General features: G+C 67.0%; 20 protein-coding genes and 1 pseudogene. 15 read left to right on the top strand and 6 right to left on the bottom strand.

The annotated features are described in order from the left end of the window. The 4 genes from HOV91_RS34560 to HOV91_RS34545 all read left to right on the top strand — a co-directional run. Positions 1–1,425 (top strand): TnsB C-terminal domain-containing protein (locus HOV91_RS34560; protein WP_174189457.1); only part of this gene is annotated, 1,425 nt, incomplete at its 5' end. Then, positions 1,422–2,333 carry a TniB family NTP-binding protein gene (locus HOV91_RS34555; protein WP_043735446.1) on the top strand — a complete coding sequence of 304 codons (912 nt, stop codon included), beginning with the start codon at positions 1,422–1,424 and terminating at the stop codon, positions 2,331–2,333. The genes HOV91_RS34560 and HOV91_RS34555, both read left to right, overlap by 4 nt. After that, positions 2,330–3,238, top strand: coding sequence for a TniQ family protein (locus HOV91_RS34550; RefSeq protein WP_051047130.1), 909 nt, complete (start codon positions 2,330–2,332; stop codon positions 3,236–3,238). Before HOV91_RS34555 ends, HOV91_RS34550 begins: the two co-directional genes overlap by 4 nt. Before the next feature lie 183 nt (positions 3,239–3,421). Next, complete coding sequence (locus HOV91_RS34545) at positions 3,422–4,129, top strand: hypothetical protein (protein WP_043735437.1); 708 nt, start codon at positions 3,422–3,424, stop codon at positions 4,127–4,129. Between the two features lie 285 nt (positions 4,130–4,414). Here HOV91_RS34545 and HOV91_RS34540 read toward each other — a convergent pair. The 3 genes and pseudogenes from HOV91_RS34540 to HOV91_RS34530 form a co-directional block, all read right to left on the bottom strand. Continuing rightward, positions 4,415–6,002 (bottom strand): annotated as a pseudogene (locus HOV91_RS34540) (multicopper oxidase family protein). A gap of 220 nt (positions 6,003–6,222) precedes the next feature. Continuing rightward, entirely contained in the window at positions 6,223–6,642 is a 420-nt protein-coding gene (locus tag HOV91_RS34535; RefSeq protein WP_043735435.1) for a DUF6153 family protein, read from the bottom strand. A 110-nt stretch (positions 6,643–6,752) separates the two neighbouring features. Further along, a complete protein-coding gene (locus HOV91_RS34530) occupies positions 6,753–7,331 on the bottom strand; it encodes a TetR/AcrR family transcriptional regulator (protein WP_043735432.1) in 579 nt (192 codons plus the stop codon). A 166-nt stretch (positions 7,332–7,497) separates the two neighbouring features. Between HOV91_RS34530 and HOV91_RS34525 the strand changes: the two genes are divergently transcribed. The 5 genes from HOV91_RS34525 (at position 7,498) to HOV91_RS34505 (ending at position 11,447) form a co-directional block, all read left to right on the top strand. Next, positions 7,498–7,674, top strand: coding sequence for a hypothetical protein (locus HOV91_RS34525; protein ID WP_169334547.1), 177 nt, complete (start codon positions 7,498–7,500; stop codon positions 7,672–7,674). Positions 7,675–7,676: 2 nt separating this feature from the next. Further along, positions 7,677–8,207, top strand: a complete 531-nt coding sequence (locus HOV91_RS34520; RefSeq protein WP_043735441.1) for a hypothetical protein — start codon at positions 7,677–7,679, stop codon at positions 8,205–8,207. A gap of 261 nt (positions 8,208–8,468) precedes the next feature. Continuing rightward, on the top strand, positions 8,469–8,858 hold the full coding sequence (gene lpqS / locus HOV91_RS34515; RefSeq protein WP_043735427.1) for a putative copper homeostasis (lipo)protein LpqS: 390 nt from the start codon (positions 8,469–8,471) through the stop codon (positions 8,856–8,858). Between the two features lie 100 nt (positions 8,859–8,958). Next, positions 8,959–10,086 carry a PLP-dependent cysteine synthase family protein gene (locus HOV91_RS34510; RefSeq protein ID WP_043735425.1) on the top strand — a complete coding sequence of 376 codons (1,128 nt, stop codon included), beginning with the start codon at positions 8,959–8,961 and terminating at the stop codon, positions 10,084–10,086. Beyond that, positions 10,083–11,447: an MDR family MFS transporter gene (locus HOV91_RS34505; RefSeq protein ID WP_174189456.1), complete on the top strand. Its 1,365-nt coding sequence runs from the start codon at positions 10,083–10,085 to the stop codon at positions 11,445–11,447. The genes HOV91_RS34510 and HOV91_RS34505 overlap by 4 nt, the downstream gene beginning before the upstream one ends. 98 nt (positions 11,448–11,545) lie before the next feature. On the opposite strand, the gene HOV91_RS34500 is transcribed toward HOV91_RS34505, so the two are convergent. Next, the gene (locus HOV91_RS34500; RefSeq protein WP_174189455.1) at positions 11,546–12,181 is read right to left on the bottom strand and encodes a DUF305 domain-containing protein; all 636 of its coding nucleotides are present in this window, start codon (positions 12,179–12,181) and stop codon (positions 11,546–11,548) included. A gap of 387 nt (positions 12,182–12,568) precedes the next feature. Between HOV91_RS34500 and HOV91_RS41335 the strand changes: the two genes are divergently transcribed. The 3 genes from HOV91_RS41335 to HOV91_RS34490 are packed head-to-tail and all read left to right on the top strand — an operon-like array spanning position 12,569 to position 13,102. After that, complete coding sequence (locus HOV91_RS41335; protein ID WP_174189454.1) at positions 12,569–12,712, top strand: hypothetical protein; 144 nt, start codon at positions 12,569–12,571, stop codon at positions 12,710–12,712. Beyond that, positions 12,699–12,803: a P-type ATPase actuator domain-containing protein gene (locus HOV91_RS41330; RefSeq protein WP_483238067.1), complete on the top strand. Its 105-nt coding sequence runs from the start codon at positions 12,699–12,701 to the stop codon at positions 12,801–12,803. Before HOV91_RS41335 ends, HOV91_RS41330 begins: the two co-directional genes overlap by 14 nt. A 50-nt stretch (positions 12,804–12,853) precedes the next feature. Continuing rightward, positions 12,854–13,102 (top strand): hypothetical protein, encoded by a 249-nt coding sequence (locus HOV91_RS34490; RefSeq protein WP_043735207.1) that lies wholly within the window; start codon positions 12,854–12,856, stop codon positions 13,100–13,102. An 81-nt stretch (positions 13,103–13,183) separates the two neighbouring features. On the opposite strand, the gene HOV91_RS34485 is transcribed toward HOV91_RS34490, so the two are convergent. Both HOV91_RS34485 and HOV91_RS34480 read right to left on the bottom strand, forming a co-directional pair. Further along, entirely contained in the window at positions 13,184–13,591 is a 408-nt protein-coding gene (locus tag HOV91_RS34485; protein ID WP_043735204.1) for a four-helix bundle copper-binding protein, read from the bottom strand. A gap of 511 nt (positions 13,592–14,102) precedes the next feature. Beyond that, positions 14,103–14,789 (bottom strand): MspA family porin, encoded by a 687-nt coding sequence (locus HOV91_RS34480; protein WP_043735202.1) that lies wholly within the window; start codon positions 14,787–14,789, stop codon positions 14,103–14,105. 1,196 nt (positions 14,790–15,985) lie between these two features. On the opposite strand from HOV91_RS34480, the gene HOV91_RS34475 reads away from it, so the two are divergent. From HOV91_RS34475 to HOV91_RS34465, 3 genes are all read left to right on the top strand, one after another. After that, on the top strand, positions 15,986–16,213 hold the full coding sequence (locus HOV91_RS34475; protein ID WP_043735195.1) for a DUF2933 domain-containing protein: 228 nt from the start codon (positions 15,986–15,988) through the stop codon (positions 16,211–16,213). A 135-nt stretch (positions 16,214–16,348) separates the two neighbouring features. Next, complete coding sequence (locus HOV91_RS34470) at positions 16,349–16,834, top strand: hypothetical protein (protein WP_174189453.1); 486 nt, start codon at positions 16,349–16,351, stop codon at positions 16,832–16,834. Between the two features lie 235 nt (positions 16,835–17,069). Further along, positions 17,070–17,202, top strand: a 133-nt coding sequence (locus HOV91_RS34465; RefSeq protein ID WP_174189452.1) for a MerR family DNA-binding protein, incomplete at its 3' end; no start/stop codon positions are given.

Genomic DNA, 17,202 nt, shown 5'->3' with positions numbered 1-17,202 from the left:
GGCCGGGGTGGTGAGCGGCTGCCGGAGGAGGTGGAGGCGATTGTGCGGTCGGTGTTGCGGGCGCGGTATCTGACCCGGCAGCGGCGGTCGGTGGCGGTGATCTGCCGGGAGATCGATCGGGAGTGCAGGGTGCGGGGGTTGCGGCCGCCGTCGCGGTCGGCGGTGCAGCGTCGGATCGGCCGGTTGGATCCGGTGAAGGCTGTGGCGGCGCGGGAGGGCCAGGGCGCGGCTCGGTCCCGCAGGCCCGCCGGCGGGGTGGCGCAGCCGGTGACGGGGGTGTTGGAGCGGGTGCAGATCGATCACACTCCGGCGGATGTGATCGTGGTCGACGAGCATCACCGGCTGCCGATCGGGCGTCCGTATGTGACTGTGGCGATCGACGAGGCCACCAAGTGTGTGCCGGGGTTTGTGCTCACGTTGGAGGCGCCGTCGGCGACCTCGGTGGGGTTGTGTTTGGCGCATATGGCGATCGATAAACGCGCGTGGCTGGAGCGGATCGGGGTGGAGGCGGTGTGGCCGATGAGCGGTAAACCCGCTCATCTGTATACCGACAACGCGACGGAGTTCAAGAGCGAGGCCCTGCGGCGGGGTTGTGATCAGCACGGCATCGCGATCGGCTACCGCCCGCCGGGTGCCCCGCATTACGGCGGGGTCGTGGAACGCCTGGTCGGGACGATGATGCGGATGGTCCATGAGTTGCCGGGTACGACGTTTTCCGACACTCGCGAGCGCGGCGACTACGACAGCGACAAGCAGGCTGTTCTCACCCTGGCCGAGTTGCAACGCTGGATGGCCTTGGCCGTGGCCTGCTATCACGGTGAACCGCATGAGGGGTTGGGTGGCCGGACTCCGGGTGGGGTGTGGGCGGAGAAGGTGGCCGCTGAGGGTGCGCCGCCGATGGTGACGAACGAGACGGCGTTTCTGGTCGATTTCCTGCCGGTAGAACGCAGATCGTTGCGGCGCACCGGGTTCGTGCTCGATCACGTGCAGTACTACAGCGACGCGTTGAAGCCGTTGATCGCGCGGCGGGAGCAGTTGGGGAAGGTGGTGTTGCGTCGCGATCCGCGCGATATTTCCCGGGTCTGGGCGCTGCATCCGGAGACCGGTGAGTATCTGGAGGTGGGGTACCGGACGTGGTCGCGGCCGGCGATCAGCCTGTGGGAGCAGCGGGCGGCGGTGGCCCGGTTGCGGGAGCAGGGCCGCGCCGAGATCGATGAGAACGCGCTGTTCGCGATGGTCGAGCAGATGCGCCACATCACCGCCGAAGCGACCGCGACCAGCCGGCGAGCGCGCCGCAACACCGAACGCCGCAAGGCGACCCCGGCACGCAGACGGGCCCAGAGCTTGCCACCGGCACCACCACCGCCACCGGCGGCGGGTTCTGGGCCGGTGGTGGCGCCGTTCGAGGTGATCGAGCAGTGGTGAGCATCGGTGAACCCCTCGACCTGTCGCATCTGCATCCGTCGGCGCAGCGGCCGGCGATGTTGCCGGATGCCGAGCGGATCTCCTACGTGCGGGCGGATCGGTGGATCGGCTACACCCGCGCGATGCAGGCGTTGGCCCGGCTGGAGGGATTGCTGAGCATGCCCGGCAAGCAGCGGATGCCGAACCTGTTGCTGATCGGCGCGACGAACAACGGCAAGTCGATGATCATCGAGAAGTTCCGCCGCGACCACCCGCCGGTCTCACACGCCGATCGGGAGGAGATCCCGGTGCTGACTGTGCAGATGCCTTCGGAGCCGTCGGTGTCGCGGTTCTATGTCGCGGTGCTGGCCGCGCTCGGCGCGCCGATCCGGCCGCGGGCACCGCGGCTGGCCGAGCTGGAACAGTTGGTGCTGCGCCTGCTGCGGACCTGTGGTGTGCGGGTGCTGGTGATCGATGAGCTGCACAATGTGCTCGCCGGGCGGACAGACACGCGCCGGGAGTTTCTGAACGTGCTGCGGTTTCTGGGCAACGAGCTGCGGATCCCTTTGGTCGGTGTCGGTACCCGGGACGCCTATCTGGCGATCCGTTCCGATCCGCAGCTGGAGAATCGGTTCGCGCCGTTCACGCTGCCGTTGTGGGAGCCCGGGGACGAGGCGTGTGCGTTGCTGGCGAGTTTCGCGGCGTCGTTCCCGCTGCGGCGGTCCTCTTCGATCGCGACCGAGGAGATGTCGTCATATCTGCTCACCCGGTGTGAGGGCACGATCGGGGAGTTGACCGCGTTGCTGTCGGACGCGGCGATCGCGGCGATCGAGTCCGGGGAGGAGACGATCGACCAGCGCACTCTGCTGCTGGCGTCGTATGCGGGGCCGACCGAGCGGCGGCGGATGTTCGAACGTGAGCTGGCGTGAGCCCAGCGTCGCCGCGGCGGTGGCCGGTGCACCCGGGCCCGGGTGCGTTGGAGTCGTTGTCGTCGTGGCTGGACCGGCTCGCCCGCATCTACGGGGTGTCGGTGGCCGATCTGCTGGGCACGAATCTCGGTGTGCTGGTCGGTATCCGGAATGTTGTCGACACCGATCCGCCTCCGGCGGTGTTCACTGCGCTGGCCGAGCGCACCGGTGTGCCGGCGGGGCAGGTGCGGGCGATGACGCTGCCCGGGTGGGTGCCGTGGCTGTTCGACTCCTACCCGCTGCCCGAACGCGACGCCACCGACGGGTTCTACACCTATGTCCGCCAATATTCGGTGCTGCTGGCACCAGGAGAGGCGCCGCGTTTCGAGGTGACCCGGCGCCGCCGCTGGCGGGGCCCCTGGATTCCGCAGCACCCGTTGCGGAGATCGTGCCCGCAGTGCGCGGCCGGGCCCGACCCGGCCCGCGCGCTGATCTGGCAGTTGCCGCTCACGGTGACCTGCCTCGAACACTATTGCCGGCTGACACTGGACACCGAGACCTTCGCAGCCGAGGCGGCAGGCGAGCCCCACGAGGCGGTTCCGATCCGCGAACCAGTGACAACCCTGGACGGCTACACCCGTCAAGCCCTCCTCGATGCCGCGGTGAGGTTGCCGGGCCGCACGGTGCACGCCGGGGTGTGGTTTCGGCTGTTGCGTTGTCTGCTCGACGAACTCAGCCTCGCCGGATCTACTATTTCCCGCAGTTCGCAGCAGTTGCTCGAACAGATATGGGACGCGACCGGTGAACCGGTGCGGGCCGGGCTCACGGTGTGGCAGCCGTACGAGAATCTGGAATGGCCCATCCAGGACAAGCTGTCCGGCCAGAGTCCCCCGGGGCAGGATGCGCCGGTCGGCGGCCAGGGATAGGGCTGTCGCCCGTTTTCCGACAACCACTCTCTGAGCTGAACACGCTCCCCAACCAGGTTCGATCCGACTCCACTACATCAGTACGCATCTGGTTTGAGCTGTTTCAATTCATCGTTTGAAACCTGACTTTAATCGATGACATAGTGTTAAGACAGAACCAGGTTTACATGAGGGGTGTGCTGCATGGCTGTCCGGTTCAAGCTCGGTTACTACTCACCAGTCACCAATGATCCGCTGAATCGGGAGTACGTCGGCTACTTCCCGCGCATGACCGAAGATGAGGCATGGACAGCAGGCCGTGGCGTATGGAAGGCGAACAAGGACCGGCTGTCTCGGGAGAAATTCGCCCTGATCATCGGTAACGGTCGGGTTTGCGCAGCCGCCGAGATTCACGGCGTATCCGTGCATGAGGATCGGGTCGCCGTCGACGGTGAGGTGCTGCCCGAAGGTCACCCGGTCCGCGACGAGTGGATCGGCAAACCGGATCCGGTGGTCAACGCCTCGCAGAACCCGGTCGGCTACTGCGACCTGCCCGAGGAGGCCGAGTTCCGCGAAGGGCCCTGCGGCTGCGGCTGCGGTGAGATCTCGACGCGCGACTTCCTGCCCGGTCACGACGTGCGCGCCTTCCAGGACCGGGTGCGCAGGATGTTCGCCGGATCAGCGCTGGAGTTCTTTCGCTGGGTCGACCGCATCGGCGCCGAGCACGGTCTTCCGCTACTGGCCAATCCCACCGGTGGCGCGGCACTGCCCGACGAGCACCGCGAGCCGCCGAATCCGGACCCCGGTGAGCAGTCGCCGCACGACCCGGGAATCTCCTACGCCGCCCTGTCCGACTCTGGAGATTTGTTGTCCGGCAACGAATCTCGTGCGGGGAGCGGAGAGCCTGTCTGAGGATGTCCGGGGCGCTACGCAGGGACCACCGGCAGCTCAGTCGGCGGTCCCCGCAGGCCTGGGTCCGGCGGGTTGCCTCGCCGAATTGCTCGATGGCTTCGACGAGCCGGTTGTACCCCTTGCTTCAGCAATTCGAGGTCAGGGAGTGCCGGCCGGGGGTGCTGTCGGCCGGCACGCCACTGCGGTGCGCTTCCTGGATGCACCGGTTCCTCGCCGTGCGTCTGAAGCGCGGACTCTCGACCGGAACCGGGTTCGGCTCGTCATCGGGATGCTGGTTGTCGACTGTCAGCGCACGTAGGACACGACGCTCATCATTCCGGCCTCGCCGTGGTAGGCGTTGTGGCAGTGGACCATCCATTGTCCAGGGTTGTCGGCGTCGAAGTCGACCTCTACGGTCTGCATCGGCAGCACGATGGAGGTGTCCTTGCGTGGGCCGGTGCCCGCGGCGGTGACGACCTGGAAGGTATGACCGTGCAGATGCATGGGGGTGGAACATCATCGTCTTGTTGACCAACCGCAGCCGGACCCGTTGTCCCTCGGTCACATCGAGCATGCCGTGGTCGGGGAATGCCTTGCCGTTGATCGTCCAGAGGTACTTGGTCGTGTCGTTTTCGAGGGTGAGGTCGAGCGTGTTGTCCGGCGTTCGGTTCGGCAGGCGTACGGATTCGGCGCAGACCAGTCGGTCCGCGGTGAGCGGGGGAGCCGACAGTTCGGGCGGGCGGATGTCGGCGGGCGGCGGTGTGCCGCCGCCGGTGCGGATGAGGGCGAAGCCTTGGCCCGCTTTGCCTTCGGCGGAAGCGACCAGCGGGAACACCCCGTCGGCCAGTTCGACGACGGCGTCGTAGCGTTCGCCCATGCTGATGAGCAGGCTGGAGGTGGTGACCGGCTGCACCGGGAAGGCGTCGCTGTGGGTGACGCGCAGCTGGTGGCCGCCCACGGCGACGCGGAAGGCGGTATCGGAGGCGGCGTTGATGATCCGCAGCCGGATGCGCTGGCCGGGGCGGGCGGTGATCGTCACCGGATCGGCGCCGATCCGGCCGTTGATCAGATAGTGCGGATAGTCCCTCACGTCTCCGGTGTCGGAGCCGAGCGGGGCGTTGGGGTCGGTGGGCATCGCCATCGTGGACGATCCGCCCATGTTCATGCCGCCGTGGTTCATGCCGCCGTGGTTCATGCCGCCGTGGTTCGTGCCGCCCATGTCCATGCCAGACATGCCCTTGGCGCGCAGCTGATCCAGTTCGGTGTCCGGGGCGCGGCCGTTGACGCCGTCGAGCCAGTCGTCGAGCACCACGACGGCTTCCAGGTCGTAGTCCTTGCCGTCGGCGGGGTCCTCGATGATCAGCGGCGCGTACAGGCCACGGTCGAGCTGGACCCCGACGTGCGGGTGAAAGAAGTAGGTGCCGGGGTCCGGTGCGGTGAACTCGTAGCCGAACGTGGCGCCCGGCGCGATCGCCGGTTGTGTCACCTCGGGTGCGCCGTCCATATCGTTGCGCAACGCGATCCCGTGCCAGTGGACCGTCGACGGGGCGGGCAGTGCGTTGGTGAATTCGGCCCGCAGTACGTTTCCTTTGGTGATGCGGATTTCCTGGCCGGGCAATGTGCCACCGTAGGCCCAGGTCTGGACCCGCACGCCGCCGAGGTCGATGGTGGCGGGCTCGGCGCGCAGCCGCACCTGCCGTACAGCGGCACCGGCCGCCCGCCGCGTGTTCTCGGCCGCGCGGACCGCTTCGGAGTCCGGTTCGACGAGTGTGCGTGAAGCGGTGGAGTTCTTCGAGCATGCGGTGAGGACGGCGGCCGCGGTGACGCCGGTGCCGAGGGCGAGGAAGCCGCGGCGGGTCATCGGCGTCGAGTGGGGGAACTGACTGGAGGACATGGGTTTCTCCCTGGGAGTGAAGGATTCGGGGCACCGCGCCGCGGCGTCGGGGCGGCTTCCTGTGATCTGGTGCAGCCAGAGGGCCGCCGGCCGAATGCCCTTGAAGTGGCTTCGTGCCGCACCGGCTGTCGCTACCCACCCAGACGGCGGGCGTGTACACCGCGCGACTGGATTCCGGCAGCACCGCCGCTTCCTGGAATCGCGGAAGCGGCGGGTCCTGTCAGATCCGCAGAATCGATAGTTCAGCCAGAGAGGGGACCGCCCAGGGTGGTGGCCGTTCGCCGTGCGCACGCCAGTATCCCGTCGGCGGCATCGCGCCGATGCCGCGCGTGAGGTCTGCCCGGTACAGGAATACCAGGCCGATCGCCAGAGTCAGGATCGACACGATGAATACACAGGCGTGCACCGCCTGATGCCCGAGACCGTGATCACCGCCCACCATGGTTACCTCGTCGTGGTGGTGGGTCCTCACGGCTGTGACGGCGGGAGCAGAGGAGTCGGCGTGGTGCGCCCCGGACCGGAGCGTGTCGGACCCGCCGTGGAACCCGCTGGTATGCATGACGGTGATGCCGACAATCAGCACCAGCAGGCCGAGCACCCGGACTGACCGGGACGCACGCGACGGCTGGTGCTGCTGCATCACACCATCATCGTAGTGCCGGCATCGTCCTGCGCGAACCGCTACCCCCCGTGGGTAATCCTCGGGTGCCCGCTGCCTCGCTCGGCGACGAGGTCATGTGGGACCACGGTTCAGTCGTGGGGTCGCAGGCCGGCGAGAACGACCGCGACCAGCCGCGCCACCGCGTCCGCGGAGGGGAGCCGGTCGGCCGCGGCCAGGGCGTGCAGGCAGTACTCGGCCAACTCCTCGGGTGAGACATCGGTTCGGACCGAGCCCTCCGCGGCGGCGGCCGCGATCAGATCGACGATCATCGCCTTGAGGTGTTGCTCGGCGCGGGCGACGTGCCCGACGCGATGCACCATCCGGGCCACATCGGTCTCACGGTGCTCACGCGCGGCGAACGTCATCGACGCATACGCCCGCAACACCGCGTCGAGTCTGTCCGCGCCACCCTCGACCCGAGCGGGAATCTCGGCGAGCCGGCTCAGATGAGCGGAGACCTGCCGGTCGTGCCAGGCGATCAGAATGGCATCGACGTCCGGGAAGTACTTGTACAACGTCGCGCGCCCGATCCCGGCATCGTCGGCGATCTGCGCCATCGTCACCGCCCGCAGACCGTGCTCGCCCACCAATCCGGCTGTCGCGTCCAGGATCGCCTCACGCACCTGCACGCGATGGGTCTCGATCGTCGTGTTCCACAGCCTCGGCACCCACCCGAGTATACGCAACGACCAATCTATATACATGACGGCACTATCGAGACATTATGTATCGTAAAATTAGATACGTGCTCGCCGATGCTTCCAGGAGGTGGCCGCCATGGCCGACGCCCCGACCGATTCCCACCCATCCACATGGAGGCGAACACCGGTGTGGGTGAAGATGTTCGGAGCCGTGATCACCGCACTGGTCGTGGTGGTCGCGGTGATGATGCTGCTCGGCGGCGGCAGGCACGGTCCCGGCCGCCATCTGGACCCCGGCCACACCCCGCCGACCGGAACCAGCGGCATCCATCAGTCCGACCACCAGCAGCAGACGGGTCACACGCAGTGATCATGTCCCGGCGCACCCGCAAACTCGTGCTTACCGCGCACGTCGCCACCTCGGTCGGCTGGCTCGGCGCCGACTTGGTCGTGCTCGCCCTCGCGGTCGCGGTCGTCGCCAGCCGCGACCCGGACACGGTGCGCGGGGCCTACCTGGCGATGCAGGTGTCCGCCTGGACGGTGCTCGTGCCCCTGTCGGTCGCGTCGCTGGCGACCGGGATCGTCCAGTCACTCGGCACCACCTGGGGGCTGGTCCGGCACTACTGGGTGCTGATCAAACTCGTCCTCAACGTGGTCGCGACCGTCGTGCTACTGGCCTACACCCGGACGCTGGCCGAACTCGCCCGCATCGCCGCGCAACCGACCTGGAGCGACGACGACCTCACCGTGCTGCGCACCCCCACCGTCCTGATCCACAGCATCGGCGCGCTCATCCTGCTCGTCACCGCCACCGTCCTGGCGGTCTACAAGCCCGCGGGCGTCACCCCGTGGTGGCAGCGCCGCGCGCCCCTGCGAGCGGTGTCCGCCCGCGCGGCCCACTGAGATCCACCGACCCCGTTCCCCGACCGTCGGGCAGGCAACTCACCGCGGTAGATATACCCCCTAGGGGTATGATGGTTGTAGCGCAGATCCACTGAAGTCGGGAGAATGGTGGTGGAAATGAGGGTGGCCGAGCGACGAAGTCGCCTGGTCCGCGCGTCGTTGGGTCGCATCCGCGACTCGCGGCGTCAGATGTGGTTTCTTTGGTCCTGCTACAGTCGGCTCACTGTGAGGCTCATCGGTCGATTGCGACATGGTGGCTCCGTGGCGGCGCTGCTCGCCGCGGTGCTGCTGGTCGTGCCGATGGTCGACTGCTCGACGGCCCGAGCCCATGCACACACTCATGCATCGGTTCCGGCGGGGGTAGAGCATTTCGCGCACTCGATAAGTGATCACGCGAACGCCGTGGTCGTCGACGTGCGCGACGGTCACTGTGTGGCGCACGTCGATCACTGTGTCGCGAAGTCGGTGCTGCGCGCACCCGAGAATTTTGCGCCGCAGCATGTGCTGCTGTTCGCGCTGGCATCGGCGCTTGTTGTCGCTGTGGGCATTCGCGGGACCGCTGCGGGGGGTGTGCGTGGTCCGCCGATTGCGTGGGGGCCCATTGCCGGTGGCCGGGCCACTTTGACGCAGTTCTGTATCGCTCGACGCTGACAGGTCAGCGCCAGGCCGACGTTTGTCTGTCGGCCGGTGTCTGCTGCCTGCTCACGTCTACGCCGCCTATCAGGGCGGTTCGATACAGAAAGCGACAATCATGGACAAGGTCGTGCTCGATGCACTCACCGATCGGTCGGCGGCCCTGGTCGGCGCGCTGGCGGCTGCCCAGTATCCGCACTCGCTGATCGGCAACACGCCCGTGTTGTGGGTCGGTGCGCCGTTGGCACCCACAGGGCGCGGGTTCTGGGCCAAGCTCGAAGGATTCAATCCCGGCGGCATGAAGGACCGGCCCGCGCTGCATATGGTGCGCAAGGCCGAGCAACGCGGTGATCTGGCCCCGGGTGCGAGGATCATCGAATCCACCAGCGGCACCCTCGGGTTGGGGTTGGCGCTGGCGGGGATCGCCACTCATCATCCGGTGACAGTGGTGACCGATCCCGGTCTGGAGCCTATCGTCGCGCGAATGCTCACCGCGTACGGAACCCAGGTCGAGGTCGTGACCGAGCCCCACCCAACAGGTGGTTGGCAGCAGGTTCGCCGCGCTCGGGTCGCGCAACTGCTCGCAGGTGAACCCGATGCATGGTGCCCGGACCAGTACAGCAACCCCGACAACGTCGACAGCTATGAATCGCTCGCACTCGAGTTGGTCGAGCAGCTCGGCGGGGTGGATGTGCTGGTGTGCGCGGTCGGCACCGGCGGACACTCCGCGGGTGTCGCGCGGGTGCTGCGCCGGTTCAACCCGGATATGAAGCTGATCGGAGTCGACACCGTCGCCTCCACCATCTTCGGCCAGCCCGCGGGCCCGCGGTTGATGCGGGGGCTCGGATCGAGCATCTACCCGATCAATGTGGACTACGACGCCTTCGACGAGGTGCATTGGGTCGCGCCGTCAGAAGCGGTCTGGGCGTGCCGCACCCTGGCCGCGACCCATCACGCGACCGGCGGCTGGAGCGTCGGCGCCGTGGGTTTGGTCGCGGGATGGGCGGCTCGGACCCACGACGCCGACACCAGGATCGCGGCGGTCTTCCCCGACGGGCCCAACCGCTACTTCGACACCATCTACAACGACACCTATTGCGACGAGCACGGCCTGTTCGACGCGGATCCCCCGGTCGAACCGGACACGATCACCCATCCCGCCGAACGTGTGGTGCGGTCCTGGACCCGGTGCACCACCATCGTCGACCCGAGGCAGTTCATCCACGACCTGGAGCCGGCATCGTGACCGTGGTCGCGAAATTCCGCAGCTTCGATCCGGCTGCCAGGCTGTTGATGATCAACCAGTTCGGCATCAACCTCGGCTTCTACATGCTGATGCCGTATCTGGCCGGGTACCTGGCCGGGCCGCTCGGGTTGGCGGCCTGGGCAGTGGGGTTGGTGCTGGGCGTGCGGAACTTCTCCCAGCAGGGCATGTTCCTGATCGGCGGCACCCTCGCCGACCGACTCGGCTACAAGCCGCTGATCGTCGCGGGCTGTCTGCTGCGCACAGCTGGGTTCGCGCTTCTGGTGTTCGCCACCTCGCTGCCAGGACTGCTGATCGCCTCGGCAGCGACCGGGTTCGCCGGAGCACTGTTCAACCCGGCCGTGCGCGCCTACCTCGCCGCCGACACCGGTGACCGGCGAGTCGAGGCGTTCGCGGTGTTCAACATCTTCTATCAGGCGGGCATCCTCGCCGGTCCCCTGGTCGGGCTGGCGTTGATGGCCCTCGACTTCCGGGTGACCGCCGGTGTCGCGGCGGTGGTGTTCGCGATCCTGACCGTGGCACAGTTGTTCGCGCTGCCGACACGGCGCGCCGAGACCCCCGCCGAGCAGACCTCGGTGCTCGACGACTGGCGCACCGTGGTCACCAACCGCCGGTTCGTGTGGTTCGCGGTGGCGATGATCGGCTCCTACGTGCTGTCGTTCCAGGTCTACCTCGCCCTGCCGCTGCAAGCCGAGTTCGTCGCGGGCGCGCAGGCGCAAGCGCTGGTCTCGGCGCTGTTCGTCATCTCCGGTGTGGTGGCCGTCGCCGGTCAGCTGCGCATCACCGCCTGGTTCCGCACCAGGTGGGGCACCGGAGGAAGCCTGGTCGTCGGGCTGGGTGTTCTCGCGGCCTCGTTCGTCCCGCTGGCGGTCATCCCGAACCCGGCTCGGTTCGGTGTCGCGGCCGCGGCCGCCGCGTTACTCCTAGCGGCGGCGTTGCTGGCCGTGGGGACCGCGGCGGTGTTCCCGTTCGAAATGGACACCGTCGTGTCCTTGTCCGGTGGGCGGCTCGTCGCCACGCACTACGGGTTCTACAACACCGTTGTCGGGGTCGGCATCCTCACCGGCAACCTGGCCACCGGTGCCGTGGTCGGCGCCGCGCGCGCCGCCGGGATGGATTGGGCGGTTTGGGCCGGGCTGAGCTTGATCGGTGTCCTCGCCGCGTTCGCCCTCCATCGTCTGGACCGCCCGCAGCCCGCGGAGGAAGAGAGCCGTTCGACGGGCACTCGCGGGCGCCACCGCATCCCCGAGCAACACACCGCCGGCACTGCGCTGGCCGAGCAGCAATTCGAGTACACCGGACGCGGCCGCTGGCCGACGAAGATCCCCGCCGAGCGACGCTGACCAGGTGCGCACAATTTGTGTGCACTTCGGGTCCGAGGTGCTGATCTGTCGGAAACGCTCCAGATATCGTCATCGCCGGGCAGCGGCTCCGCGCAGGCTCACCTCTGCCCGAGCATTGCCTTCATCTGGTCGATCTCCCGCTGCTGTGCCGGCACGATCGTCGCGGCCAGTTGCTTGGCTTGGTCGTTGGCTCCGGTGTCGAGTTCGGTCTGGGCCATCCGCACGGCGCCGGTGTGATGGTTGATCATCATCTCCAGCCACATCCGGTCGAATTCCGCCCCGGACATGCCCTGCAGCGACGACATCTGCTGCGGCGACATCATGCCCGGCATGTCATGGCCCATCGGGCCGGAGTCCGGGGATGGCACCGGCTTGCCGAACTCCTCGAGCAGCGAACGGATCTGTGCCATCTCGGGTTCCTGCGCGGCTTTGATGGCCGAGGCAAGATCGAGCACCTGCTGGTTCTGCGAGCGCGACGGCACCAGATCCGCCATCTGAATGGCCTGCGCGTGGTGCGGATACATGCTCTGCAGAAACGTCACATCGGCATCGTTGTAGGCGCCCGCCGGCGCGGACGTCGCGGCGCCGACGGTCGTCGATATAGCGGGCGCGCCCGGTCCCGCAGTCGTGGTGGACTTGTCGGCCTCGTCGCTGTCGCCGCATCCGGCCAGAACGAACAGCAGGACAGCAACGCCGGGAAGATATCGTCGAAGCGCGGTGGAACGTAGAGGCATGGCGAACTCCTGTAGTACCAGAGCCAGGACAACATGACTTCACGTTGAGGAAGGCACGAAACGAACGACTGAAGCCCAGGAGGGGCCTTCCATCGTTGCCGCTCACACTCGAAACCGCCGACAACGACGCTGAGCACCGGCTGATTCTAGACCGCCGGGGCCCGCCGAGACCGCAGCTGCGAGGTATTGCGCTCATGTCCGAGGCGAAAACGGTCGGTTGCATCGTGTGACTGCACATCATCACGCCCGCGCATCCAGGCGCGCGGGTGTGCGACGGCAGTAATAACGCTGGCGATCACCGTGGCCTTCGCCGCTTCTGGGCTCGACGCTTGGCCTGCTGGCCCACGAGCTCGACTACTGGCCGAACTAGCACCGCTCATCCTGATCATGCTGCTGGGCCATTGGATCGAGATGCGTTCCCTCGGCCAGACCTTGAGCGCGCTGGAACCGTTATCGTTGGCCGCGCTGCTGCCCGACGAGACCAAGCGCCTCGGCAAGGACGGCACCACCACTACTTGTGCCGGTCGGTGACCTGCGCACCGGTGATCAGTTCGTCGTCCGCCCGGGTGGACGCGTCCTCGCCGACGGCAGCGTCGAATCCGGCAGCGCCGACGTCGACTAATCCATGATCACCGGCGAATCCGACCCGTCCACCACGGCCCCGGCGACCGCGTGGTCGCCGGCTTCACGGTCGAGAACCGGCAGATCGTCGGACACGGAATCAGCACCACCGGCCGCACGACCAAGACCCGCGCCACGCTCACTGGGGCCGCGATCGGGGCATGGTGGGGTTTGTTCATCGGGCTGCTGCTCGGGCTGACCGGCGTTGGCCGGCGAAGCCGCCCGCCTTGTGGCTGCGACGCTCTGACCAAGGACGAGGGGCGACCGGCCGGGCGTGCCGCGTTCGGGCACTTGAAATGAGCGAGTCGAAGAGCGCACGTACACAGACTGATATCGGATCCGTGTCGGCTAGATCGGCGATAGTACCAGCGGCGAGGCCGTTCAGCCGAGCGCCCGAATGAGGTCGGTGCAGGCTTGTTCGCAGCGGCGGCATGCATCGGCGCACACGCGGCAGTGCTCGTGAGTGTCGGCGTGGGCGGAGCATTCGTCGCCGCAGGCTTTGCAGGCGGTGGCGCATGCCTGCAGGATCGCGCGGGTGATGTTGGCGTCGTAGCCGGTGTGCCGGGACAGGACGGATGCGGTGGCGTTGCAGATGTCTGCGCAGTCCATGTCGGTGCGGATGCACTTGGTGAGCTCGCCGACCATGCCCTCCGAAAGGCAAGCGTCCGCGCAGGCGGTACACGCCTGGGCGCAGGCGATGCATTCCTCGATGCACTTGGTGAGCTTGTCGCGGTCGACGTCGCCGAGGTCGGCTGGGTAGGTGGCGAGCATGTCCTTGACCGTGGTCATCAGGTATTGCCTCCTTTCACTGGCGGAGGCCGGGCTGGCTCCGGCCGGGACGGCCGCGCCTCCTTCGACCTCCTGCCCTGGTGGGTAGCCATCGCGAAGCGACACAAACGCGCCCCGTGGACGATCCCGCAAGCAGCCAAGGCCACCTGCCCGGCGTACTCGACGTGGGTAATCGGGCCATTCCCACCGTATCCGGAAGCCGGGTCGACATACTTGTCGGCCTGCACCTGCCTGACCAAGGCGTTCTCGCCCGCGATCAAGTCGGCGAACCCCCCCGGGCAGCCCGACCGCGACCGGCCCGGGGGAACCGGTCGGCCGCCGCCCGCGGTGCGCCGGGCCGGAGGCCGCTGCGTGCCCGCCTCCGGACCGGCATCGCCCAAGAGACCCACGCATTTACTGGTCCCCTACCAGACCACCCTGCGCACCTGGCTTCGCCGGCGGCGGATCGGTCGTCACAGTGGAGACTCGCCTCTGTGATCCTGGTCGACCAAAGAACCCCTCTTCAGGGGCATCAGAACGCGAATTCGGTGCCGTAGCCTGTCGTTTGCACAGTGCCGCTGGTGGGATCAGCGCGGACGATGACGAACGGCATAGCCGAGACCGGTGATAGGCATCCCCCGACGTTCAGCGAGGTATTGGAGTGCGCGAAGGTATACGGGAACGTTGAGTTCTCGTCCAGGGTGACTCCGCCGACTACTGCCGCGGCCACAGTGCCCGGGGCCAGATTCACCGCAAGCCCTCCGGTGCGGCCCCCTCCAACACCGGTACCGACGCTGATACCGGGCGGAGCGTCTATCACCAGATCGATGCCGGAGTCGAGGCCGAAAGAAGGTGAGACTCTAGCGATGACGCCGGCCTTGGGGGGGACACCTATCGAGATGCCGTTGGAAATGTTCACGGCGCAGCCGACCAGATATCCGGCGACGATCTGCCCGCCTGGCAGCGACGATGCTCCGTCGAGATCGATCGAATACTCTCCGGACGTCGTGACCGCGTGCACGAAAGGTATGCCGGATACGACATCACCGCCAGCGGGTACGACATTGGTGGAACCTACCGACGCAATCAGGCGCAGCCCGCCGGAACTGAACTCCCCCGGTGCCGCGCCGACCGCAGTATCGACAACGGCAACCGCACCGGTGGCGGCCACCATCACCGCCGTGATCGCCGCCAGAGTCAGCGAATGCTTGTGTTTCATCACGCTCCAGTCAAGTAGTCATCGAGACGAAACTTCACAAAAGGACCCGCACAGCAACTATCGTCGCGCATGGTGTTCGGCGTGCGCGGACCGAAACTTTACCCGGTGGGTGCAGCTCAGTCGCCGCCATCGTGCCGCAACGGCGGTGATGGGGCACTGCTGCGTGGCGGTGGCGGTGATCTACCCGACCAAGGCGGTGACGACGAAGTGGCAGTCGGCCGGCAGCCTGCCTGCTTCAGGCAACCGTAAGGGCCGCCGGCCCGGCGCCCGCAGACACCCGCGCTCGTGGTTTGAAGCCGATGCCGTCATATCGTGTGACCGGGGCCGATTTGGATGATCAACGAAAAAAGATTGAACGTTGTATTCCAGGTCGGACCAAAATGAAACAAGTACTCCACCACAGTGCTCTCCTTGCTCGGCGAATCACACGGCTCATGAGTCTGCAGCTTGTGTCGTGAGTATGACTCCAATATGGTCCAGTGCACCCACTGACACGAGAACATCATCGTTGCACTTCTCGATCGAACTCACCGCTGTCGTGTCGTGTCGTGTCGCGAGATCCCCATACCGCTGCCGCGCCGGTCGTGGCGAGCGCTCCATACTCCCTACGGTCCCCATCGCCGAGCGCGGCCGGTAGAGACCGGGTGCCCTTCCGGCGCACCGGAGGTCCCCAGAGCAGACCTGCTACATACGCTGCTGCCCGCTGCCACCGCAGGCGGGAGCTTGGCGCATACGGAACGGATGCGAGCGCTGCATCGACTTCAGCGCCTCGTCAGCAACTTATGCCAGGAGGTCGAATGCCGGAGGGACTGTCGGAGACTGCGACAGTCCCCTGCCGGACGTGTCGGTCGCGACGCCACGATCACGCTCACCTGTGGAGCCGCGCTCGGGTGTGTCACATCGGCTGCATCATCATTGGGCAACCGCCCATCAGGCTGCACATCCACTGGCACAACATTTGCAGGGGGTTCATTACGTCGATTTCCTCTCGGGGGTCGTCGAGCGATCCGGCCGCAGGGTGGTGGGTCCGCCGGGTTGGTCGGGCGGTGTCGTTGAGGTTGCCGCATCGATACCCTGCACGGGTAGGGACCTTTGACGGTCGGACGGAGGCCCTTCGATGCCGCTCGAGGCGACCTCGTCCCATCCCGGCAACCGGTGTGCAAGCGCAGACTGGAGGTGATCGCGAAAGGAATGCGATGAACACTCGGTATCTTCCGTGGTACGCGCTCGCGTTGGCCGTGCTGGTCGCTGGTCTCGCCATTTCGGGCGTGCCGGTGTCTACGCTGCTGCTCCTGCTCGTCGTACTTGCCTGCCCGCTGATGATGATGTTCATGATGGGCGGCCACGGACACGGCGGCAACGACGACGAGCCATATGAGATGGGCAAACGCCACGACCATGGCCCCACTTCCGGCCGGTCTTGAACGCCTACAGAGGTGTATGAGTCACCTCGGAGAACTCCGTGACCACTGAGCCCACCGCAGTCGAGGCCACGGCGGCCGAGCCTGGCACCGCAGTCACACATGCCCTTCTGGTTCCCCGAGGTACACGCCGGAACGATGACGCCGATCTCCGTGGGCTCCTTGGGGACGCTGGCCGGGTTGTTCTTGGTACTCGACGCCGCCGACGGCGACCGCCGACTGCGGCTTGCCGGATACCGCGCCGGGGTCCTGCTCACGGCACGACTGGGAGTGATCGCCCTGGCGGTGCTTGTGGTCACCGTCGCGGCACTCGCGATCACCGCGACCGTCTTCGACGCCCGCAACTGGGCCGGATACGCCGCAGCGAATCTGCTATTGGCTGCGACCTATGCGCTCATCGGCGTGATCATCGGCCCCTTGTTCGGGCGCGTCGCCGGGGTGTTCGTCGCCTTCCTCATCCCGTTCCTCGACCTCGGCCTGGCGCAGAGCCCGATGCTGCGTCCCGAACCCCAGGCCTGGGCGCACGCCATGCCGGCTACAGCGCCAGCCGCGTCCTGTTCGACACCGGCCTCACCGACCACTTCGACGAGATCGCGGCACTGCTCACCGCGCTGGCCTGGTTGACCGGCCTGGCCGCTGTCGCTGCTCTACATCCGGGGATACCCAACCAACCGCCGCATCCGGTTCGAATCCTCATGAACCGAACCACCATCACCTCCCCGCCGCCGCGACACCCGGCAGCGGCGGCTCGCCGCGCACGATTGCCGGTATCACCAAGGCCACCCGGCAGGTCGCTGCTGAGAAATGACGAGGCCACACTGAAGAAGACTTCGAAAATCACTGAAGGTGACTTCGAAACGTGACACGAAGCGCCCAGGCTGCTGGGCTCTCGCTCGCCGAAGCCCGCCAGGTGCTGAGCATCGTCGACCGCGGCGAAGCACCGTGCAGCCACGTCGAACAGGTGCTGTCCTCCCGGCTCGATCAGGTCCGTG

Origin of the sequence: Nocardia barduliensis, from assembly GCF_013315795.1 — a bacterium.
GTDB classification, from domain to species: Bacteria; Actinomycetota; Actinomycetes; order Mycobacteriales; family Mycobacteriaceae; genus Nocardia; species Nocardia barduliensis.
Note: the sequence above shows the minus strand (reverse complement) of the source record. Positions and strands in the feature narration are given on the sequence as shown.